At 61.8% G+C, this 19,779-nt stretch carries 14 protein-coding genes and 1 pseudogene; all 15 read left to right on the plus strand.

The window, feature by feature from the left end:
- Positions 1–140 precede the first annotated feature (140 nt).
- The 15 genes and pseudogenes from AACU78_RS20310 to mdoH all read left to right on the plus strand — a co-directional run bounded on the left by AACU78_RS20310 (position 141) and on the right by mdoH (position 19,697).
- Positions 141–1,598, plus strand: coding sequence for a purine-cytosine permease family protein (locus AACU78_RS20310; RefSeq protein ID WP_106577490.1), 1,458 nt, complete (start codon positions 141–143; stop codon positions 1,596–1,598).
- Between the two features lie 69 nt (positions 1,599–1,667).
- Positions 1,668–2,633 (plus strand): ABC transporter substrate-binding protein, encoded by a 966-nt coding sequence (locus AACU78_RS20315; protein WP_106577491.1) that lies wholly within the window; start codon positions 1,668–1,670, stop codon positions 2,631–2,633.
- Positions 2,634–2,705: 72 nt separating this feature from the next.
- Positions 2,706–3,557 carry an ABC transporter permease gene (locus AACU78_RS20320; RefSeq protein WP_058411854.1) on the plus strand — a complete coding sequence of 284 codons (852 nt, stop codon included), beginning with the start codon at positions 2,706–2,708 and terminating at the stop codon, positions 3,555–3,557.
- Positions 3,554–4,378 (plus strand): quaternary amine ABC transporter ATP-binding protein, encoded by an 825-nt coding sequence (locus tag AACU78_RS20325; RefSeq protein WP_106577492.1) that lies wholly within the window; start codon positions 3,554–3,556, stop codon positions 4,376–4,378. Before AACU78_RS20320 ends, AACU78_RS20325 begins: the two co-directional genes overlap by 4 nt.
- A 143-nt stretch (positions 4,379–4,521) precedes the next feature.
- Positions 4,522–6,045: an HAL/PAL/TAL family ammonia-lyase gene (locus AACU78_RS20330; RefSeq protein ID WP_106577761.1), complete on the plus strand. Its 1,524-nt coding sequence runs from the start codon at positions 4,522–4,524 to the stop codon at positions 6,043–6,045.
- Positions 6,046–6,086: 41 nt separating this feature from the next.
- Positions 6,087–7,625, plus strand: a complete 1,539-nt coding sequence (hutH, locus tag AACU78_RS20335) for a histidine ammonia-lyase (RefSeq protein ID WP_106577493.1) — start codon at positions 6,087–6,089, stop codon at positions 7,623–7,625.
- A 181-nt stretch (positions 7,626–7,806) separates the two neighbouring features.
- Entirely contained in the window at positions 7,807–9,216 is a 1,410-nt protein-coding gene (locus AACU78_RS20340) for an amino acid permease (RefSeq protein WP_106577494.1), read from the plus strand.
- 15 nt (positions 9,217–9,231) lie between these two features.
- Positions 9,232–10,437: an imidazolonepropionase gene (gene hutI / locus AACU78_RS20345; protein WP_106577495.1), complete on the plus strand. Its 1,206-nt coding sequence runs from the start codon at positions 9,232–9,234 to the stop codon at positions 10,435–10,437.
- A gap of 11 nt (positions 10,438–10,448) precedes the next feature.
- Positions 10,449–11,249 carry an N-formylglutamate deformylase gene (gene hutG / locus AACU78_RS20350; RefSeq protein WP_106577496.1) on the plus strand — a complete coding sequence of 267 codons (801 nt, stop codon included), beginning with the start codon at positions 10,449–10,451 and terminating at the stop codon, positions 11,247–11,249.
- Between the two features lie 243 nt (positions 11,250–11,492).
- Positions 11,493–12,440 (plus strand): choline ABC transporter substrate-binding protein, encoded by a 948-nt coding sequence (gene choX / locus AACU78_RS20355; protein ID WP_106577497.1) that lies wholly within the window; start codon positions 11,493–11,495, stop codon positions 12,438–12,440.
- Positions 12,441–12,592: 152 nt separating this feature from the next.
- Positions 12,593–13,534 (plus strand): alpha/beta hydrolase, encoded by a 942-nt coding sequence (locus AACU78_RS20360; protein WP_106577498.1) that lies wholly within the window; start codon positions 12,593–12,595, stop codon positions 13,532–13,534.
- Positions 13,535–13,638: 104 nt separating this feature from the next.
- Positions 13,639–14,610: a prolyl aminopeptidase gene (gene pip / locus AACU78_RS20365; RefSeq protein ID WP_106577499.1), complete on the plus strand. Its 972-nt coding sequence runs from the start codon at positions 13,639–13,641 to the stop codon at positions 14,608–14,610.
- On the plus strand, positions 14,607–15,044 hold the full coding sequence (gene dtd / locus AACU78_RS20370) for a D-aminoacyl-tRNA deacylase (protein ID WP_078740275.1): 438 nt from the start codon (positions 14,607–14,609) through the stop codon (positions 15,042–15,044). The genes pip and dtd overlap by 4 nt, the downstream gene beginning before the upstream one ends.
- A gap of 267 nt (positions 15,045–15,311) precedes the next feature.
- Positions 15,312–17,096 carry a glucan biosynthesis protein G gene (locus AACU78_RS20375; protein ID WP_106577762.1) on the plus strand — a complete coding sequence of 595 codons (1,785 nt, stop codon included), beginning with the start codon at positions 15,312–15,314 and terminating at the stop codon, positions 17,094–17,096.
- A pseudogene (mdoH, locus tag AACU78_RS20380) lies at positions 17,089–19,697 on the plus strand (glucans biosynthesis glucosyltransferase MdoH). The gene AACU78_RS20375 and the pseudogene mdoH overlap by 8 nt, the downstream one beginning before the upstream one ends.
- The last annotated feature ends 82 nt before the right edge of the window (positions 19,698–19,779 follow it).

Here is a 19,779-nt window from a genome sequence, read left to right on the forward strand (position 1 = left end):
AATGTGGGAGCGGGCTTGCTCGCGAATGCGGTGCGCCAGTCACCGTAATCGTTAGCTGACCCACCGCTTTCGCGAGCAAGCCCGCTCCCACATTTGATCTGCGTTGCAAGTACAAACAATCCATCAGAGGTTGAACACACATGGCTGCAAATGACGCACGTGCAAGCACCACCCCGTTGATCGAAAGGCGTTCGATCGACTACATCCCGGAAGCGGAAAGACACGGTCGTCTATTGAGTCAGTTCACCCTGTGGCTGGGTGCCAACCTGCAAATCACTGCGATTGTCACCGGGGCCTTGGCCGTGGTGCTGGGCGGCGATGTGTTCTGGTCGTTGATCGGCCTGTTGATCGGCCAACTGCTGGGCGGCGGCGTGATGGCGCTGCATGCGGCGCAAGGCCCGCAACTGGGCTTGCCGCAGATGATTTCCAGCCGCGTGCAGTTTGGCGTGTATGGCACGGTGATCCCGCTGGTGCTGGTGTGCCTGATGTACATCGGTTTTTCGGCCAGCGGCTCGCTGCTGGCGGGGCAGGCGGTGGCGCAGCTGCTGCACGTGGAAGACTGGGTCGGCATCGTGCTGTTCGCCGGGCTGATCATGGTGTTCACCGTCTTCGGTTACCGCGTGATCCACGGTATTGGCCGCGTCGCCAGCGTGCTTGGCGTGGTTGCCTTCATCTACCTGTTCTACAAATTGCTCGCCGGTAACGATGTCGGTGCGCTGCTGGGCAACAAGCATTTTTCGCTGAGCAGTTTCCTGCTGGCGATTTCGTTGTCGGCGTCCTGGCAGATTGCGTTCGGTCCATATGTGGCGGACTACTCCCGCTACTTGCCGCGCAGCACGCAGGCGTCGAAAACCTTCTGGGCGGTTGGCCTGGGTTCGGTGATCGGGGCGCAGGCGTCGATGGTGTTCGGTGTGTTCGCGGCGGCCCTGGCCGGTGCGCAATTCGCCCACCACGAAGTGTCGTTTATCGTCGGCCTGGGCGGCACCGGCATTGTCGCAGCGCTGCTGTATTTCAGCATCGCCTTCGGCAAGGTCACGGTGACCACGCTTAATGCCTACGGCAGCTTTATGTCCATCGCGACGATCATCAGCGGCTTTCGTGGCAGCCGGCACATTTCGAGTGCGGTGCGCCTGCTGTACATCTTCCTGATGGTGTCGATTGCCGCCGCGCTGGCGTTGCTGGGCAAGGACTCGTTCCTCAAGGATTTCTCCGCGTTCATCCTGTTTCTGCTGGCGTTTTTCACGCCGTGGAGCGCGATCAACCTGGTGGATTTCTACTGCATCACCAAAGAGCGTTACGACATCCCGGCACTCTCCAACCCCAATGGTCGCTACGGCCGCTGGAACTGGATGGGCATCAGCATCTACGTGCTGGGCGTGCTGATCCAGATGCCGTTCATCTCCACGCATTTCTACACCGGCCCATTGGTTGCCAGCCTTGGCGACACCGATATCTCCTGGATCATCGGCCTGGTGGTACCCGCCGCGCTGTATTACTGGGCCGCGAAAAAGTGGCACAGCGCAATTCCTGAACGACTGATCCTGCCGGTAGAGCAGGGCGCTATACCAACGACAAACGGGCTGGCTGCACAGGCCTGATGGGACGTGGACAGGGCAGGATGCCTACTGACTGCCGTAATCCATTTCAAGATTGGGAGCGTCACAACAATGAAGATGAATAAGACCCTGCTGGCCACGTTGTTCTCTGCAAGCGTGTTGGCGAGTGCCGGCGCCCAGGCGGCCGGTTGGTGCGAATCCGGCAAACCGGTGAAGTTTGCGGGCCTGAACTGGGAAAGCGGCATGTTGCTCACCGACATCCTGCAAACCGTGCTGGAAAAAGGCTACGACTGCAAAACCGACAGCCTGCCGGGTAATTCCATCACCATGGAAAACGCCCTGAGCAGTAACGACATCCAAGTGTTTGCCGAAGAGTGGGTCGGCCGCAGCGAAGTCTGGAACAAGGCCGAGAAGGCCGGCAAAGTCGTTGGCGTCGGTGCGCCGGTCGTCGGCGCGGTGGAAGGTTGGTACGTGCCGCGCTACGTGATTGAAGGCGACGCCAAGCGCAAGTTGGAACCCAAGGCGCCGGACCTGAAAACCATCGCCGACCTGGCCAAATACGCCTCGGTGTTCAAGGACCAGGAAGAACCGTCCAAAGGCCGTTTCTACAACTGCCCGGCCGGCTGGACCTGTGAGCTGGACAACAGCGAAATGCTCAAAAGCTACGGCCTGGAAAGCACCTACACCAACTTCCGCCCAGGCACCGGCCCGGCGCTGGATGCGGCGGTGCTGTCGAGCTACAAGCGTGGCGAGCCGATCCTGTTCTACTACTGGTCGCCGACGCCGCTGATGGGCCAGGTCGACCTGGTCAAACTGGAAGAAAAGCCTGGTGTGGATAAAAGCGTGAGCATCAAGGTCGGCTTGTCCAAGACCTTCCACGAGCAAGCGCCAGAGCTGGTGGCCGTGCTGGAGAAGGTCAACCTGCCTATCGACTTGTTGAACCAGAACCTGGGCCGCATGGCCAAAGAGCGAATTGAGTCGCCAAAACTGGCGAAAATTTTCCTCAAGGAACATCCTGAAGTCTGGCACGCATGGGTGAGCGACGACGCAGCCAAGAAAATCGACGCGGCCTTGTAGGTCAAGCGTGTCCGACTACCCTGAGGGGCTGGTCGGACACCCGGCCACAACCCACTGGATCGAGAGCACGATATGTTTCCTGAGAGTTTTACGTTTTCCATCGCCGACTGGGTCAACGGTTGGGTGGACTCACTGGTCACCAACTACGGCGATGTGTTCCGGCACATCTCCGACACCCTGCTGTGGGCCATCGTCAACCTGGAAGGGTTGCTGCGCGCGGCGCCCTGGTGGCTGATGCTGGCCATCGTCGGCGGCATCGCCTGGCATGCTACCCGCAAGGTGCTGACCACCGCGGTGATCGTCGGCCTGCTGTTCCTGGTGGGCGCGGTTGGCCTGTGGGACAAGCTGATGCAAACCCTGGCGCTGATGATGGTCGCCACGGTGATTTCGGTGCTGATCGGCATTCCGCTGGGCATCTTGTCGGCGCGCAGCAATCGCTTGCGCTCGGTGCTGATGCCGTTGCTGGACATCATGCAAACCATGCCGAGCTTCGTGTACCTGATTCCGGTGCTGATGCTGTTCGGCCTGGGCAAGGTGCCGGCGATTTTCGCCACGGTGATCTACGCCGCGCCGCCGCTGATTCGCCTCACCGACCTGGGCATTCGCCAAGTCGACGGCGAAGTCATGGAAGCCATCAACGCCTTTGGCGCCAACCGCTGGCAGCAGCTGTTCGGCGTGCAACTGCCGCTGGCGCTGCCAAGCATCATGGCCGGTATCAACCAGACCACCATGATGGCGTTGTCGATGGTGGTCATCGCCTCGATGATCGGCGCGCGTGGCTTGGGTGAAGACGTGCTCGTCGGCATCCAGACCCTCAACGTTGGTCGTGGCCTCGAAGCCGGGCTGGCGATTGTGATTCTCGCAGTGGTCATCGACCGCATTACCCAGGCCTATGGTCGTCCACGGCATGAGGCGAGCAAATGACTACTGTCAGCAAAATTGAAGTTAAAAACGTCTTCAAGATTTTCGGCAACCGTTCCAAGGACGCCCTGGCCATGGTTGGCCAAGGCAAGACCAAGGACCAGGTACTGGCCGAGACCGGTTGCGTGGTCGGCGTCAACGACTTGTCCCTGAGCATCGGCACCGGCGAGATCTTCGTGATCATGGGCCTGTCGGGCTCCGGCAAATCCACGCTGGTGCGCCACTTCAACCGCCTGATCGACCCTACCAGCGGCGCGATCCTGGTGGACGGCGAAGACATCCTGCAACTGGACATGGAAGCCCTGCGCCAATTCCGTCGGCACAAGATCAGCATGGTGTTCCAGAGCTTCGGCCTGCTGCCCCACAAGAGCGTGCTCGACAACGTCGCCTACGGCCTGAAAGTGCGTGGCGAAACCAAGCAGGTGTGCGCCGAACGCGCGCTGCACTGGATCGAAACCGTGGGCCTCAAAGGCTACGAAAACAAATACCCGCACCAGCTGTCCGGCGGCATGCGCCAGCGTGTGGGCCTGGCCCGCGCCTTGGCCGCCGATACCGACATCATCCTGATGGACGAAGCCTTCAGCGCCCTCGATCCGTTGATCCGCGCCGAGATGCAGGACCAGTTGCTGGAGCTGCAAAAGACCCTGCACAAAACCATCGTGTTCATCACTCACGACCTCGACGAAGCCGTGCGCATCGGCAACCGCATCGCGATCCTCAAGGACGGCAAGCTGATCCAGGTCGGCACGCCGCGCGAGATTCTGCATTCGCCGGCGGATGAGTATGTGGACCGGTTTGTTCAGCGCCGCGCTGCGGTGGTTTGAGCCGGATTGTGTGGTGAGGCTGCGGGCCCTATCGGGGGCAATCCCCCTCCCACATGTTGAACTGTGAACACCTTCAAAGGTGGGAGGGGGCTTGCCCCCGAAGAGGCCGGTAAGGCTGCACAAGAATTGAAGAAGGTATGAAGATGTCCCAGGCAGCAAAAATCATCATCGCCGACGCTCCCCTGCGCTGGCAGGACGTGGTCGCCGTCGCCCGCTTTGGTGCGCAGCTCGAACTCTCGGGCCACGCCTGGGCGCGCATCGACAATGCCCAGGCCATCGTGCAGCGCATCGTCACCAGCGGCGAGCGCGCCTATGGCGTGAACACCGGCCTGGGCGCGCTGTGCAATGTGTCGCTCAAGGGCGAGCAGCTCAGCCAGCTGTCGCGCAATACCTTGCTGAGCCACGCCTGCGGCGTCGGCCCGGTGCTGAGTGACGAGCAAACCCGCGCGATTATTTGCGCAGCGATCATCAACTACAGCCACGGCAAATCCGGCTTGCACCCACAGGTGGTGCATTCGCTGCTGGCGCTGCTCAACCACGGCATCACGCCGCAGGTGCCGTCCCAGGGTTCGGTGGGTTACTTGACTCACATGGCCCACGTCGGCGTGGCGTTGCTCGGTGTCGGCACGGTGAGCTATCGCGGTCAGATCGTGACAGCGCAAGAAGCATTACAGGCAGAAGGTTTGCAGCCGGTGGTACTCGGCGCCAAAGACGGCCTGTGCCTGGTCAATGGCACGCCGTGCATGACCGGCCTGAGCTGCCTGGCCCTGGCCGACGCACAACATTTGCTGCAATGGGCCGACGTGATCGGCGCCATGAGTTTCGAAGCCCAGCGCGGGCAGATCGACGCGTTCGACGAAGCCATCATCGCCCTCAAGCCGCACCCGGGCATGCAGCAAGTCGGCATCAACCTGCGCGCCTTGCTCGACGGCAGTGAAGTGATCGCCAGCAGCCAAGGCATTCGCACCCAGGACGCCTTGAGCATCCGCTCGATCCCGCACATTCACGGCGCAGCGCGCGACCAGGTCGAACACGCCACCCGCCAGATCGAGACCGAACTCAACAGCGCCACTGACAACCCGCTGGTGCTCGGCACGCCGGACACCTACCGCGTGGTGTCCCAGGCCAACCCGCACGGGCAGTCCGTGGCCTTGGCGGCCGACATGCTCGCCATCGCCATGGCGGAAATCGGCTCGGTGGCCGAGCGCCGCATGGACCGCCTGATCAACCCGCACGTCAGCGGCTTGCCGGCGTTCCTGGTCAGCAACCCTGGGGTCAACTCCGGGATGATGATTGTGCAATACGTCGCCGCCTCGCTGTGCGGGCAGAACCGCCAGCTGGCGCAACCGGCGGTGCTCGACAATTTCGTCACCTCCGGCCTGCAGGAAGATCACCTGAGCATGGGCACCAACGCCGCGCTCAAGCTGCACCAGTTACTGGCCAACGTTACCCAGATTCTCGCCATCGAGTACCTGCTGGCGGCCCAGGCCTTCGAGTTTCTCAAGGACCAGCGTTTCGGCGCGGGCACCGACAGCGCCTGGCGCCTGCTACGTGAAAAAGTCCCACCTTACGAGCAAGACCGCTGGCTGGCGCCGGACATCGCCAGCGCTGCCGCGTTGCTCAAGGACACCGCTTTGCTGCACCACGTATTACCCCATTTGCACTGATTACTTATTCAAAAATATTCAGAAGAACAATTCAAAGGAGCATGAATGTGACTGCGCTAAATCTGATTCCAGGCCAACTGAGCCTTGCCCAACTGCGGGCCATCTACCAGCAGCCGGTAACCCTCAGTCTGGATGACAGCGCCACGGCGCAGATCGAAGCCAGTGTTGCCTGCGTGGAGCAGATTCTCGCCGAGAATCGCACCGCCTATGGCATCAACACCGGTTTCGGCCTGCTGGCCTCGACCCGCATCGCAAGCGAAGACCTGGAAAACCTCCAGCGTTCGCTGGTGCTGTCCCACGCCGCCGGCGTTGGTGAGCCGATCAGCGACGCGCTGGTGCGGCTGGTCATGGTGCTCAAGGTCAACAGCCTGAGCCGTGGGTTCTCCGGGATTCGCCGCCAGGTGATCGACGCACTGATCGCACTGATCAACGCCGAGGTGTACCCGCACATCCCACTCAAAGGTTCGGTCGGCGCTTCGGGCGATCTGGCGCCGTTGGCGCACATGTCGCTGGTGCTGCTGGGCGAAGGCAAGGCGCGCTACAAAGGCGAATGGCTGGAAGCCACCGAGGCACTGAAAGTCGCCGGCCTGACGCCGTTGACCCTTGCCGCCAAAGAAGGCCTGGCCCTGCTCAACGGCACCCAGGTGTCCACCGCCTATGCGCTGCGCGGCCTGTTCGAGGGTGAAGACTTGTTCGCCGCGGCACTCGCGTGCGGCGGCCTGACCGTGGAAGCCGTGCTCGGCTCGCGCTCGCCGTTCGACGCGCGTATTCACGCCGCGCGTGGCCAGCGTGGGCAGATCGATTCGGCTGCGGCCTATCGCGACCTGCTCGGCGAAAGCAGCCAGGTCTCCCAGTCGCACCAGAACTGCGACAAGGTGCAAGACCCGTACTCCCTGCGCTGCCAGCCACAAGTCATGGGCGCCTGCCTGACCCAGTTCCGCCAGGCCGCCGACGTGCTGGTGGTGGAAGCCAACGCCGTGTCGGATAACCCGCTGGTGTTTGCCGCCGAAGGCGACGTGATTTCCGGTGGCAACTTCCACGCCGAACCGGTGGCCATGGCGGCTGACAACATGGCGTTGGCCATCGCCGAAATCGGCTCCCTGAGCGAGCGCCGTATCTCGTTGATGATGGACAAACACATGTCGCAATTGCCGCCGTTTTTGGTGGGCAATGGCGGGGTCAACTCCGGCTTCATGATCGCCCAGGTGACTGCTGCTGCCCTTGCCAGCGAGAACAAGGCGCTGTCCCATCCGCACAGTGTGGATAGCCTGCCGACCTCGGCGAACCAGGAAGACCACGTGTCCATGGCCCCGGCCGCGGGCAAACGACTGTGGGAAATGGCTGAGAACACCCGTGGCATCCTCGCAGTGGAATGGCTGGCCGCGTGCCAGGGCCTGGACCTGCGCGACGGCCTGAAAACCTCGCCGAAGCTGGAGCAAGCCCGTGGCATCCTGCGCGCCAAGGTCGGCTTCTACGACAAGGACCGCTTCTTCGCCCCGGACATCAATGCCGCCAGCGAACTGCTCGCCAGCCGCTGCCTGAACGAGCTGGTGCCGGCCAAGTTGCTGCCGAGCCTCTAAGCTCGCCGCTGTCCAATGTGGGAGCTGTCGAGCCCCAGCGAGGCTGCGAAGGCGTCGGTGCAGTCAACATTTTTGTTGCCTGACACACCGCCTTCGCAGCCTCGCTAAAGCTCGACAGCTCCCCCATTTAAGTTGCGATAGCTTTGAATTTTCTCGGGATAACAATAACTAGGGAAGAGAAATGCACCAGCAAGAAAAGGGTTTGAAACGCGGGCTGAACGCCCGACATATTCGCTTCATGGCACTCGGTTCCGCGATCGGCACCGGGCTGTTCTATGGCTCTGCCTCCGCCATACAGATGGCCGGCCCCGCCGTGCTGCTCGCTTACCTGATCGGCGGCGCCGCCGTATTCATGGTGATGCGCGCCCTCGGCGAGATGGCTGTGCACAATCCGGTTGCAGGCTCCTTCGGCCAGTACGCCAGCACCTACCTGGGCCCAATGGCCGGGTTTATCCTTGGCTGGACCTATGCGTTTGAAATGATCATTGTCTGCCTCGCCGACGTCACCGCGTTCGGCATCTACATGGGCTTCTGGTTTCCCGAGGTCGCGCGCTGGGTGTGGGTGCTCGGCATTGTGTTTTTGATCGGCGGCCTGAACCTGTGCAACGTCAAAGTGTTTGGCGAGATGGAGTTCTGGCTGTCGCTGCTCAAGGTCGGCGCCATTGTGGCGATGATCCTCGGTGGCTTGGGCATCATGCTGTTTGGCATTCATTCGGCCGGCGAGACCCAGGCCAGCGGCATCAGCAACCTGTGGGCCCATGGCGGCTTCATGCCCAACGGTGTTGGCGGCCTGATCGCCTCGTTCGCGGTGGTGATGTTTGCGTTCGGCGGCATCGAAATCATCGGCATCACCGCCGGTGAAGCCAAAGACCCGCAACGCGTGATCCCCAAGGCGATCAACGCGGTGCCGTTGCGCATCCTGCTGTTCTACGTGCTGACGCTGTTTGTGTTGATGGCGATCTACCCGTGGCCGCAGATCGGCAGCCAGGGCAGCCCGTTCGTGCAGATCTTCAGCAACCTCGGCATCGGCTCGGCGGCGACCGTCCTTAACATCGTGGTGATCTCGGCGGCCGTCTCGGCCATCAACAGCGACATCTTTGGCGCCGGCCGCATGATGTACGGCCTGGCCCAGCAGGGGCAGGCGCCCAAGGGCTTTGCCCAGCTGTCCAAACAGGGCGTGCCGTGGATGACCGTGGTGGTGATGGGCGCGGCGTTGCTGGGCGGCGTCGTGCTCAATTACCTGATCCCGGAAAACGTGTTTCTGGTGATCGCCTCGATTGCCACCTTCGCCACGGTGTGGGTGTGGCTGATGATTCTGTTCACTCAGGTCGCGATGCGCCGCTCGATGACCAGGGAGCAGGTCGCCGAGCTGAAATTCCCGGTGCCGTTCTGGCCCTATGCGCCCGCAGCGGCCATCGTGTTCATGTTGTTCGTGTTTGGCGTGCTGGGTTACTTCCCGGACACCCAGGCCGCTTTGCTGGTCGGCGCCGTGTGGATCGTGCTGCTCGTCGTCGCTTACCTGCTGTGGGTCAAACCGGCTGCCGGGCAAGCGGCCACGGTTCATTACGACCCGGCTTTGTCTCATCGTTAACTTAGGGAGGCGTTGATGAAAACGCTTTGGCAACACTGCCACGTCGCAACCATGGCAGACGGCAAGTACTCGATCATCGAGGATGCCGCCATGGTCACCGCCAATTCGCTCATCGAGTGGATCGGCCCCCGCAGCCAGGCGCCGACGGCGGATTACGCCCAGGTGCATGACCTGCAAGGCGCGTGGGTCACCCCCGGGCTGATCGACTGCCACACCCACACGGTGTTCGGCGGCAACCGCAGCGGCGAATTCGAGCAGCGCCTTCAAGGCGTGAGCTACGCCGACATCGCGGCCAAGGGCGGCGGTATTGCCAGCACGGTGCGCGCCACCCGCGCGGCCACTGAAGATGAACTGTTTGCCAGCGCGCACAAGCGCCTGCGCAGTTTGCTGCGTGACGGCGTGACCACGGTGGAGATCAAATCCGGCTACGGCCTGGACCTGGTCAACGAGCGCAAGATGTTGCGCGTGGCACGGCGCCTCGGCGAAGCACTGCCGGTCAGCGTGCGCGCCACGTGCCTGGCGGCGCATGCGTTGCCGCCGGAGTACAAGGACCGCGCCGACGATTACATCGACCACATCTGCCACGAGATGCTGCCGGCCCTGGCAGCCGAAGGGCTGGTGGACGCAGTAGACGCCTTCTGCGAATACCTGGCGTTTTCCCCGGAACAGGTCGAGCGAGTCTTCAAGGTCGCCCAGCAACTTGGCCTGCCGGTGAAGCTGCACGCCGAGCAACTCTCTTCGTTGCATGGCTCAAGCCTGGCCGCGCGTTACCACGCGCTGTCGGCGGACCATCTGGAATTCATGACCGAAGACGACGCCATCGCCATGGCCGCGTCGGGCACCGTCGCCGTGTTGCTGCCGGGCGCGTTCTACTTCCTGCGTGAAACCCAGCTGCCGCCGATGGATGCGCTGCGCAAGCACGGCGTGAAGATTGCCATCGCCAGCGACCTCAACCCTGGCACCTCGCCGGCGTTGTCGGTGCGCCTGATGCTGAACATGGCCTGCACGCTGTTCCGCATGACTCCGGAAGAAGCTTTGGCCGGCGCCACGCAACACGCGGCTACCGCGCTGGGCATGGGCGACACCCACGGTTCGCTGCAAGTGGGCAAGGTCGCCGACTTTGTCGCCTGGCAGATTGATCGCCCCGCCGACCTGGCCTACTGGCTGGGCGGCGAACTGGATAAACGCGTCGTGCGCCACGGCGTCGATGTCACTGTTTAAGGAGCACTGCTGTGGATAAGGTTCTGAACTTCAAACAAGGTCGAGTGCCGCTGCTGATCAGCATGCCCCACGCGGGCCTGCGCCTGACGCCTGCGGTGGAAGCCGGATTGATCCCCGAGGCACAAAGCCTGCCGGACACCGACTGGCACATTCCCACGCTGTATGACTTTGCCGAAGACCTGGGCGCCAGCACCTTGTCGGCAGAGTACTCACGGTTTGTGATCGACCTGAACCGGCCATCGGATGACAAGCCGCTGTATGTCGGCGCCACTACCGGGCTGTACCCGGCGACGCTGTTCGACGGCGTGCCGTTATTTCGCGAAGGCCTGGAGCCTTCCGCCGAGGAGCGCGCCACCTACCTGCAGAAGATTTGGGGGCCGTACCACCGCGCCCTGCAAGAGGAACTGGCGCGGCTCAAGGCCGAGTTCGGCTACGCGCTGCTGTTTGATGCGCACTCGATTCGCTCGGTGATCCCGCACCTGTTCGAAGGCAAGCTGCCGGACTTCAACCTCGGCACTTTCAACGGCGCCGCCTGTGATCCTGAGCTGGCCAGCCAGCTGGAGGCGATTTGCGCCGCGCATCCGCAGTACACCCATGTGCTCAACGGGCGCTTCAAGGGTGGGCACATCACCCGGCATTACGGCGACCCGGCGCAGGACCTCCACGCGGTGCAGCTGGAGTTGTGCCAGAGCACGTATATGGAAGAGGTCGAGCCGTTTCGGTATCGCCCTGACTTGGCTGAACCGACCCAGGTGGTGTTGAAGCAGTTGCTGCAAGGGGTGTTGGCCTGGGGGCAGAAGCACTACCGTTAGACTTTCGGTACTGCTGAAATAGCTTTCGCGAGCAAGCCCGCTCCCACCTTTGGCCGAGTTCCAACATGAGAATGCGGTGTAAAGGTGGGAGCTGGCTTGCCTGCGATGAGGCCTCACAGTCGCCGCAGTGCAATTGCCGGTCGCCACAGGTCGCTTTCACCAAAGCCCCGCTGGGTAATGTTGTGGATAGGGCGCGTCAGACGCCACTTCCCACAATAACGCTGCCGAGTGAGACCTCTTTTCATGAAAAGACTGTTCAACCGTTACCTGTTGACCCTCACCGGCGCCGCACTGCTCAGTGCGCACGCCATGGCTGCGGAACCGGCCTCCTGCAAAACCGTGCGCATGGGCGTGGTCAGTTGGACTGACGTGGTCGCCACCTCCGGCATGGCCGACGTGTTGCTCAATGGCCTGGGCTACGACAGCAAACAGACCAGCGCCGTGCAACAGATCATTTTTGCCGGCATCCGCGACAAGCGCCTGGATATTTTCCTCGGCTACTGGAAACCGGCGATGGACAACAACATCGCGCCATTCCTGGCCGCCACGCAGGTCAAGGTCTTCGATACGCCCAGCTTGTCTGACGCCCAGGCCACTCTGGCGGTGCCGCAATACGTGGCCGATGCCGGGCTGAAAACCTTCGCCGACATTGCGCGTTTCAAGGACAAGCTGGGCGCCAAGATCTACGGCATCGAGCCCGGCAGCGGCGCGAATACCGATATCCAGAAAATGATCGACACCAACCACTTCGGCCTGGGCGGCTTCAAGCTGGTTGCCTCCGGTGAAGCGGGCATGCTCGCGGCCGTGCAGCGTGCGGTGAACCGCAAAGAGTTTGTCGTGTTTGTCGGTTGGACTCCGCACCCGATGAACATCAACATGAAAATGGCTTACCTCACCGGCAGCGAGGATGTATTTGGGGCTGACGAAGGCCGGGCCACGGTGTCCACCGTGACCGCGCCGGATTTCGCCCGGCGTTGCCCGAACGCCAACCGCCTGTTGGAAAACCTGACCTTCACCGCCGCGCAGGAAAGTCAGTTGATGGTGCCGATCATGGAGCGCCAATCGCCGCAGGACGTGGCCAAGCAATGGTTGCGCGACCACCCGGAGGATTTGCAGCGCTGGCTGGCTGGGGTAGCAGCGTTTGATGGCGGCGATGGCGTCGCGGCCGTCAAGGCCAGCCTCAAGCTCTAAGCCAGGCACGTTAGCTCAGACGACACAGGGCAAATGTGGGCGGGCTTGCCCGCGATGGCGGTGTATCAGGTCATTCACAAGTGGCCGACACACCGCTGTCGCAGGCACGCCAGCTCCCGCACTTGATCTACAGCGATTAGGGATATTTGCGCATGTATCCGATTTCTCCGCAGCTTGCGGCCTTCGTCACTAAAACCGAATCTTTCAGCGGCGACGACTCGTCGCTCGCAGGTTTACGCCGCAACTACGACCGCATGTGCCAGGCATTCACCCCGCCGAAGCCAGAAGGGCTGCAAGTCACTGACTTTGCCCTCGGTGCAGTCGGCGTGCGCAGCTATCTCCCTTCGGCGCCCACGCCAATCGAAGGCTGGCCATGCCTCCTTTATATGCACGGCGGCGGCTGGGTGGTCGGCGGGCTGGATTCCCATGACTTCATTTGCTTCGAACTGGCCAGCACGCTTGAAGTACTGGTGATCGCCATCGACTACCGCCTGGCGCCGGAGCACCCGTTCCCGGCGGCGTACCAGGACTGCCGCGCAGTGTGGCAGGCCATCCAGGCCGGGCAGGGGCCGCACGCGATCAACCTGCAGCGCCTGGTGGTGATGGGCGACAGCGCGGGCGGCAATCTGGCCGCGGCGTTGTGCCTGGGTTTGCGCGATGACGGCCAACCGCTGCCCCGCGCCCAAGTGCTGATTTACCCAGGTTTGGGCGGCGCGGCGGACCTGCCGTCGCGCCGCGACTGCAGGGATGCGCCCTTGCTCAGCACCGCCGACACCGACTGCTACCTGGCGCTCTACTTGCCGGGCGCAGACACGCCTTCGGCCTATGCCATGCCACTGCTGGCCGAGGACTTCAGCGGCTTACCCAAGGCGCTGATCGCCGTGGCCCAGTTCGACCCGCTGCGCGATGACGGCATGCTGTATGCCGAACGCCTGCGGGCGGCGACTGTGGAGGCTGTGTTGTACCCCGGCAAAGGCCTGGTCCACGGCTGTTTGCGCGCGCGCGGCCACGTGGCGCAGGTGGATCAGCTCTACGACTATCTGCTGGGCTACGTGCGGCGCTGCCTGGGGAGCGAAGGGCTGACACAGGTCTAAGTGCTCAAGGACATGCTCATTGCACAATTCGGGTTTATGATGCCAGACGGCAAAAATAATAGACGTCCCCTCAGGGATGAACCCGACACCCTACGGAGCGCGCAATGCAGACTTGGTACCCGCAGATCAAACCCTACGCCCGGCACGATCTGGCCGTCGATGACACCCACACGCTGTACGTCGATGAAAGTGGCTCCCCCGAAGGCTTGCCCGTCGTCTTTATCCACGGTGGCCCAGGCTCCGGCTGCGACGCCCAGAGCCGCTGCTACTTTGATCCGAACCTGTACCGCATTGTCACCTTCGACCAGCGCGGCTGCGGACGCTCCACGCCTCGCGCCAGCCTGGAAAACAACACCACCTGGGACCTGGTCGCCGACCTTGAGCGCATTCGCGAACACCTGGGCATCGAAAAGTGGGTGCTGTTTGGCGGCTCCTGGGGCTCGACCCTGTCGCTGGCTTACGCGCAAACCCATCCCGAGCGCGTGCATGGCCTGATCCTGCGCGGAATCTTCCTGGCTCGCGACCAGGACATTCACTGGTTTTACCAGGAAGGCGCGAGCCGCATGTTCCCGGATTACTGGCAGGACTACCTGGCACCGATCCCGGCGGATGAGCGTCACGACCTGGTCGCCGCGTACCACAAACGCCTGACCGGCAACGACCAGATCGCCCAGATGCACGCTGCCAAGGCGTGGTCCGGCTGGGAAGGCCGCATGCTGGGCCTGTGCCCGAGCCCGCAGCATGTCGAGCGGTTTTCCGAGCCGCAGCGCGCGCTGTCGATCGCACGTATCGAGTGCCACTACTTCACCAACAACTCCTTCCTGGAGCCCAACCAGCTGATTCGCGACATGCACAAGATCGCCCACTTGCCTGGCGTAATCATTCACGGGCGCTACGATATGATCTGCCCGCTGGACAATGCCTGGGAGCTGCATCAGGCGTGGCCCAACAGTGAGCTGCAGGTGATCCGCGAGGCCGGCCATGCCGCGTCCGAGCCCGGCATCACCGATGCGTTGGTGCGTGCAACCGGCGAAATGGCACGGCGCCTGCTTGATCTGGCGCCAGAAGAAGCATGAAGGGCCTGTTGCAACGGGTGCGTGGCGCCCGCGTCGAGGTGGCGGGCGAGGTCGTAGGCGCAATTGACCAGGGTTTGCTGGTGCTTGTCGCCGTTGAGCCTTCAGATACCCCGGAGAGCGCCGACAAACTGTTACACAAGCTGCTTAACTACCGGGTATTCAGTGATGACGAGGGCAAGATGAACCTGTCCTTGAAGGACATTGGCGGTGGTTTGCTGCTGGTGTCGCAGTTCACCCTGGCGGCGGATACCAAAAGTGGCCTGCGGCCGAGCTTCTCTACCGCGGCCCCTCCGGCGCTGGGAGCAGCGCTTTTTGATCACTTGCTGTTACAAGCGCAACAATTGCATGGCAAGGTGGCGTCAGGGCGTTTTGGGGCGGATATGCAGGTGCATTTGGTCAATGATGGCCCTGTGACCTTCCTCTTACAGACATGAATGTATTAAAAACGACGTTAATGCCTAAAAACGCAGGGTTTCGCTACAAATACTTCGTTGTCCCTGATGCGTTGTTTCGCGGGCTACTAGATAATCGCGCGCTACGGGGATCAGCGTTGTTTGGTCCATTTTTGACTTAGGTAGAGACTTGTCCGACAAACCAATGGGGAATCATTTTGACCCAAGGGAGTCGGAACAATGCTCGCCAACCTGGCATATAGATAGCTGGCCGTTGGTTTTTTGATCTGTTTTCGGCGAGGGTTGCTCGTGATTGTTAGTCCCTGTAATGCACCAAAATTGTCTGCCAAACGGTTACGAAACGCACTGGTGACGGGCTCCGCCCTGTTTTGCCTGTTCGGCGCGGGTCAACTGTGGGCATTCAGTCTGGATGATGTGTCGGCCAAGGCAAAAGAGCTGGCCGGGCAGAAATACGAAGCTCCGCGCAGCAATCTGCCGAACGAATTTCGCGAAATGAAATTCGCCGACTATCAGAAGATTCGTTTCCGTAACGAAAAAGCCGAGTGGGCCGATCAAAACACGCCGTTCAAGCTGTCCTTCTATCACCAGGGCATGCACTTCGACACGCCGGTGAAAATCAACGAAGTCACCGCCGACACCGTTCAGGAAATCAAATACGACCCGACGCGTTTCGATTTCGGCGACGTGAAATACGATCCCAAGTCCACTGAACAGCTGGGTTATGCCGGTTTCCGTGTGCTGTACCCGATCAACACGCCTGACAAGCAAGACGAAATCATGACCATGCTCGGCGCCAGCTACTTCCGCGTCGTCGGCAAAGGCCAGTCGTATGGCCTGTCGGCCCGTGGCATGGCGATCGACACTGCATTGCCGTCCGGTGAAGAGTTTCCGCGTTTCACCGAATTCTGGATCGAGCGTCCAAAACCGGGTGAAAAGCAGTTGGTGATTTTCGCCTTGCTGGACTCCCCACGCGCCACCGGCGCCTATCGCCTAACCCTGCGCCCTGGCACCGACACCGTTGTCGACGTCAAGTCCCAGATGTTCCTGCGCGACAAGGTCAGCAAACTGGGCGTTGCCCCGCTGACCAGCATGTTCCTGTTTGGTGCGAACCAGCCGTCGAAGGTGCTCAACTACCGTCGTGAACTGCACGATTCCAGCGGTCTGTCGATCCATGCCGGCAACGGTGAGTGGATCTGGCGCCCTCTGAACAACCCTAAACATCTGTCGGTCAGCAACTTCACCATCGAAAACCCGCGTGGTTTCGGCCTGCTGCAACGCGGCCGCGACTTCAGCCACTACGAAGACCTGGACGACAACTACGACAAGCGCCCAAGCGCCTGGATCGAGCCTGAAGGCGACTGGGGCAAGGGCTCCGTCGATTTGGTAGAGATTCCGACCGCCGATGAAACCAACGACAACATCGTTGCGTTCTGGAGCCCGGCCGAGCTGCCAAAAGTCGGCGAGCCGCTGGACATCAGCTACCGCTTGCACTGGACCATGGACGAGAAAGCCCTGCACCCGGCCGACAGCGCCTGGGTCAAGCAAACCTTGCGCTCCACCGGTGACGTGAAGCAGTCCAACCTGATCCGTCAGCCGGACGGCAGCGTGGCCTACCTGGTTGACTTCGAGGGCCCGTCCCTCAAAGCCCTGCCGGCAGACGCCGCGGTGCGCAGCCAGGTGAGTGTTGGCGACAACGCCGAAATCGTTGAAAACAGCGTGCGTTACAACGAACACACCAAAGGCTGGCGCTTGACCCTGCGGATGAAGATCAAGGACGCAGGCAAACCGACTGAAATGCGTGCAGCCCTGGTCCAGGACATCCCGCAGCCGGAGCCTGAGAAAGCGTCGACCCAAGTGATCAAGGCCGACAAGCTGTTGGCCAAGCAGCACGAGAAACAGGCCAAGAAAGAAGCTAAAGAAGCAAAAGAAGCAAAAGACGCGAAAGAAGCCAAAGACAAGGAAGCCAAGCAGCCAGAAGCTGCCCCGGCCACGCCACTCTCTAATCCGGAGCCGGCCAAGACAGAACACGTCCTGACCGAAACCTGGAGCTATCAGTTGCCTGCCGATGAGTAATTCTCAAGCCACGCCCGAGACTCTGTCCGAGTACCTGGCGCACCTCCCGATGACCGCCGAGCAGCGCGCCGAACTGGCGGGCTGCACGTCCTTCAGCGAGCTGCATGAGCGGCTTTCGTCTGCGACCTTCGACGCACCAGCCGACGCTGCCCAAGCGTCGGTCGGCCGTCGGCTGACCCTCAACACCGCCGAAGAGCTGCAAGACGCAGAAATGCTTGCGCTCGACGCCAGTGGCCGGGTTTGCCTGAAGGCTACGCCGCCGATTCGTCGGACCAAAGTAGTGCCTGAGCCTTGGCGCACCAACATTCTGGTGCGCGGTTGGCGCCGGATGACCGGTCGCACCAACCCGCCGAAGCCGCCTAAAGACGAGCGTGTACTGCCGGCCGCGCGCTGGCGTACCGTCGGTTCGATCCGCCGCTATATCCTGCTGATTTTGATGCTCGGTCAGACCATTGTTGCCGGCTGGTACATGAAAGGCATCATGCCGTACCAGGGCTGGTCACTGGTCGACTTCGACGAAGTGCGCAACCAGACCTTGCTGCAAACCGCGACCCAAGTCCTGCCTTACGCCCTGCAAACCAGCATCCTGATCATGTTCGGGATCTTGTTCTGCTGGGTCTCGGCCGGTTTCTGGACCGCGCTGATGGGCTTTCTGGAACTGCTGACCGGTCACGATAAATACCGGATTTCCGGTAAAAGTGCCGGTGACGAGCCGATCCCGAAGGATGCGCGCACCGCGCTGGTGATGCCCATCTGCAACGAAGACGTGCCGCGGGTGTTTGCCGGTCTGCGCGCCACCTTCGAGTCGGTGGCCGCCACAGGCGACCTGGACCGTTTCGATTTCTTCGTCCTCAGCGACAGTAACGAAGCCGATATCTGCATCGCCGAACAGCAAGCCTGGCTTGACGTGTGCCGCGAAGCCGGGGGTTTCGGCAAGATCTTCTATCGCCGCCGTCGCCGTCGCGTCAAACGCAAAAGCGGCAACCTCGACGACTTCTGCCGTCGCTGGGGCGGTGACTACAAGTACATGGTGGTCCTCGACGCCGACAGCGTGATGAGCGGCGAATGCCTGACCAGCCTGGTGCGCCTGATGGAAGCCACGCCGGATGCCGGGATTATCCAGACCGCGCCGCGTGCGTCGGGCATGGACACCCTGTATGCGCGCATGCAGCAGTTCGCCACCCGTGTGTACGGCCCGCTGTTTACCGCCGGCCTGCACTTCTGGCAGTTGGGTGAATCCCACTACTGGGGCCACAACGCGATCATCCGCATGAAGCCGTTTATCGAGCACTGCGCCCTGGCGCCGTTGCCGGGTAAAGGCGCGTTTGCTGGTGCGATCCTCTCTCACGACTTCGTTGAAGCAGCGCTGATGCGCCGTGCCGGCTGGGGCGTGTGGATTGCCTACGACTTGCCGGGCAGCTACGAAGAACTGCCGCCGAACCTGCTGGACGAACTCAAGCGTGACCGTCGCTGGTGCCACGGTAACCTGATGAACTTCCGCCTGTTCCTGGTAAAAGGCATGCACCCGGTGCACCGCGCGGTGTTCCTCACTGGCGTGATGTCGTACCTGTCGGCGCCGTTGTGGTTCTTCTTCCTGGTGCTGTCGACGGCGTTGCTGGCGGTGAACACCCTGATGGAGCCGCAGTACTTCATGGCACCACGCCAGTTGTACCCGCTGTGGCCGCAATGGCATCCGGACAAGGCGGTGGCGCTGTTCTCCACCACCATCGTGCTGTTGTTCCTGCCCAAACTGCTGAGCATCATCCTGATCTGGGCCAAGGGCGCGAAAGAGTTCGGTGGCAAGTTCAAGGTGACCTTGTCGATGCTGTTGGAGATGCTGTTCTCGATGCTGCTGGCGCCGGTGCGGATGATCTTCCACACCCGTTTCGTGCTCGCCGCGTTCCTCGGCTGGGCTGCGACCTGGAACTCGCCGCAGCGTGACGACGACTCCACGCCGTGGAGCGAGGCGGTCAAGCGTCACGGCCCGCAAACATTGCTCGGCTTCCTCTGGGCGTTGTTGGTGGTGTGGCTGAACCCAAGCTTCCTGTGGTGGCTGATCCCGATTGTCGGCTCGCTGATGCTGTCGATTCCGGTGTCGGTGATTTCCAGCCGCGTGAAACTGGGCCTCAAGTCCCGCGACGAGAGCCTGTTCCTGATCCCTGAGGAATACAATCCGCCGCAAGCCCTGCTGTCGACCGAGAAGTACACCCACGAAAACCGTTGGCACGCGCTGAACGACGGGTTTGTGCGTTCGGTCGTCGACCCGCAGCAGAATGCGCTGGCCTGCGCCCTGGCGACCTCGCGTCACCGTGAAGCGGAGCCGATCGAGCATCTGCGTCAGGAGCGTGTCCGCCACGCATTGAAGGTCGGCCCTGCCGGCCTCAACAACGGCGAACGCGTGGCGCTGCTCAGCGATCCGGTCGCCCTGGCTCGTCTGCACCAGCAAGTCTGGAGCGAAGGCCACGCCGAGTGGCTGGACGCCTGGCGTGCTTCGATCAAGGCGGACCCGCACGCGCCTTTGCTGCCGCTGCAACCGCTGTCGTCCCAGGCTCAGCCGGCCTGATTCATACGCCCCCGAGGGCCCACCTCGGGGGCGTTTGAAGCGCTGGTCCTACAGCGTTTCGCGCTTCTTCCTCTAAGCACTAACGCCCTGTTATTTCGAAACAAAAGTCCTTTCTTCGCG

The sequence above is a fragment of the Pseudomonas sp. R9.37 genome (assembly GCF_963878885.1).
In the GTDB taxonomy this organism is placed as follows: domain Bacteria; phylum Pseudomonadota; class Gammaproteobacteria; order Pseudomonadales; family Pseudomonadaceae; genus Aquipseudomonas.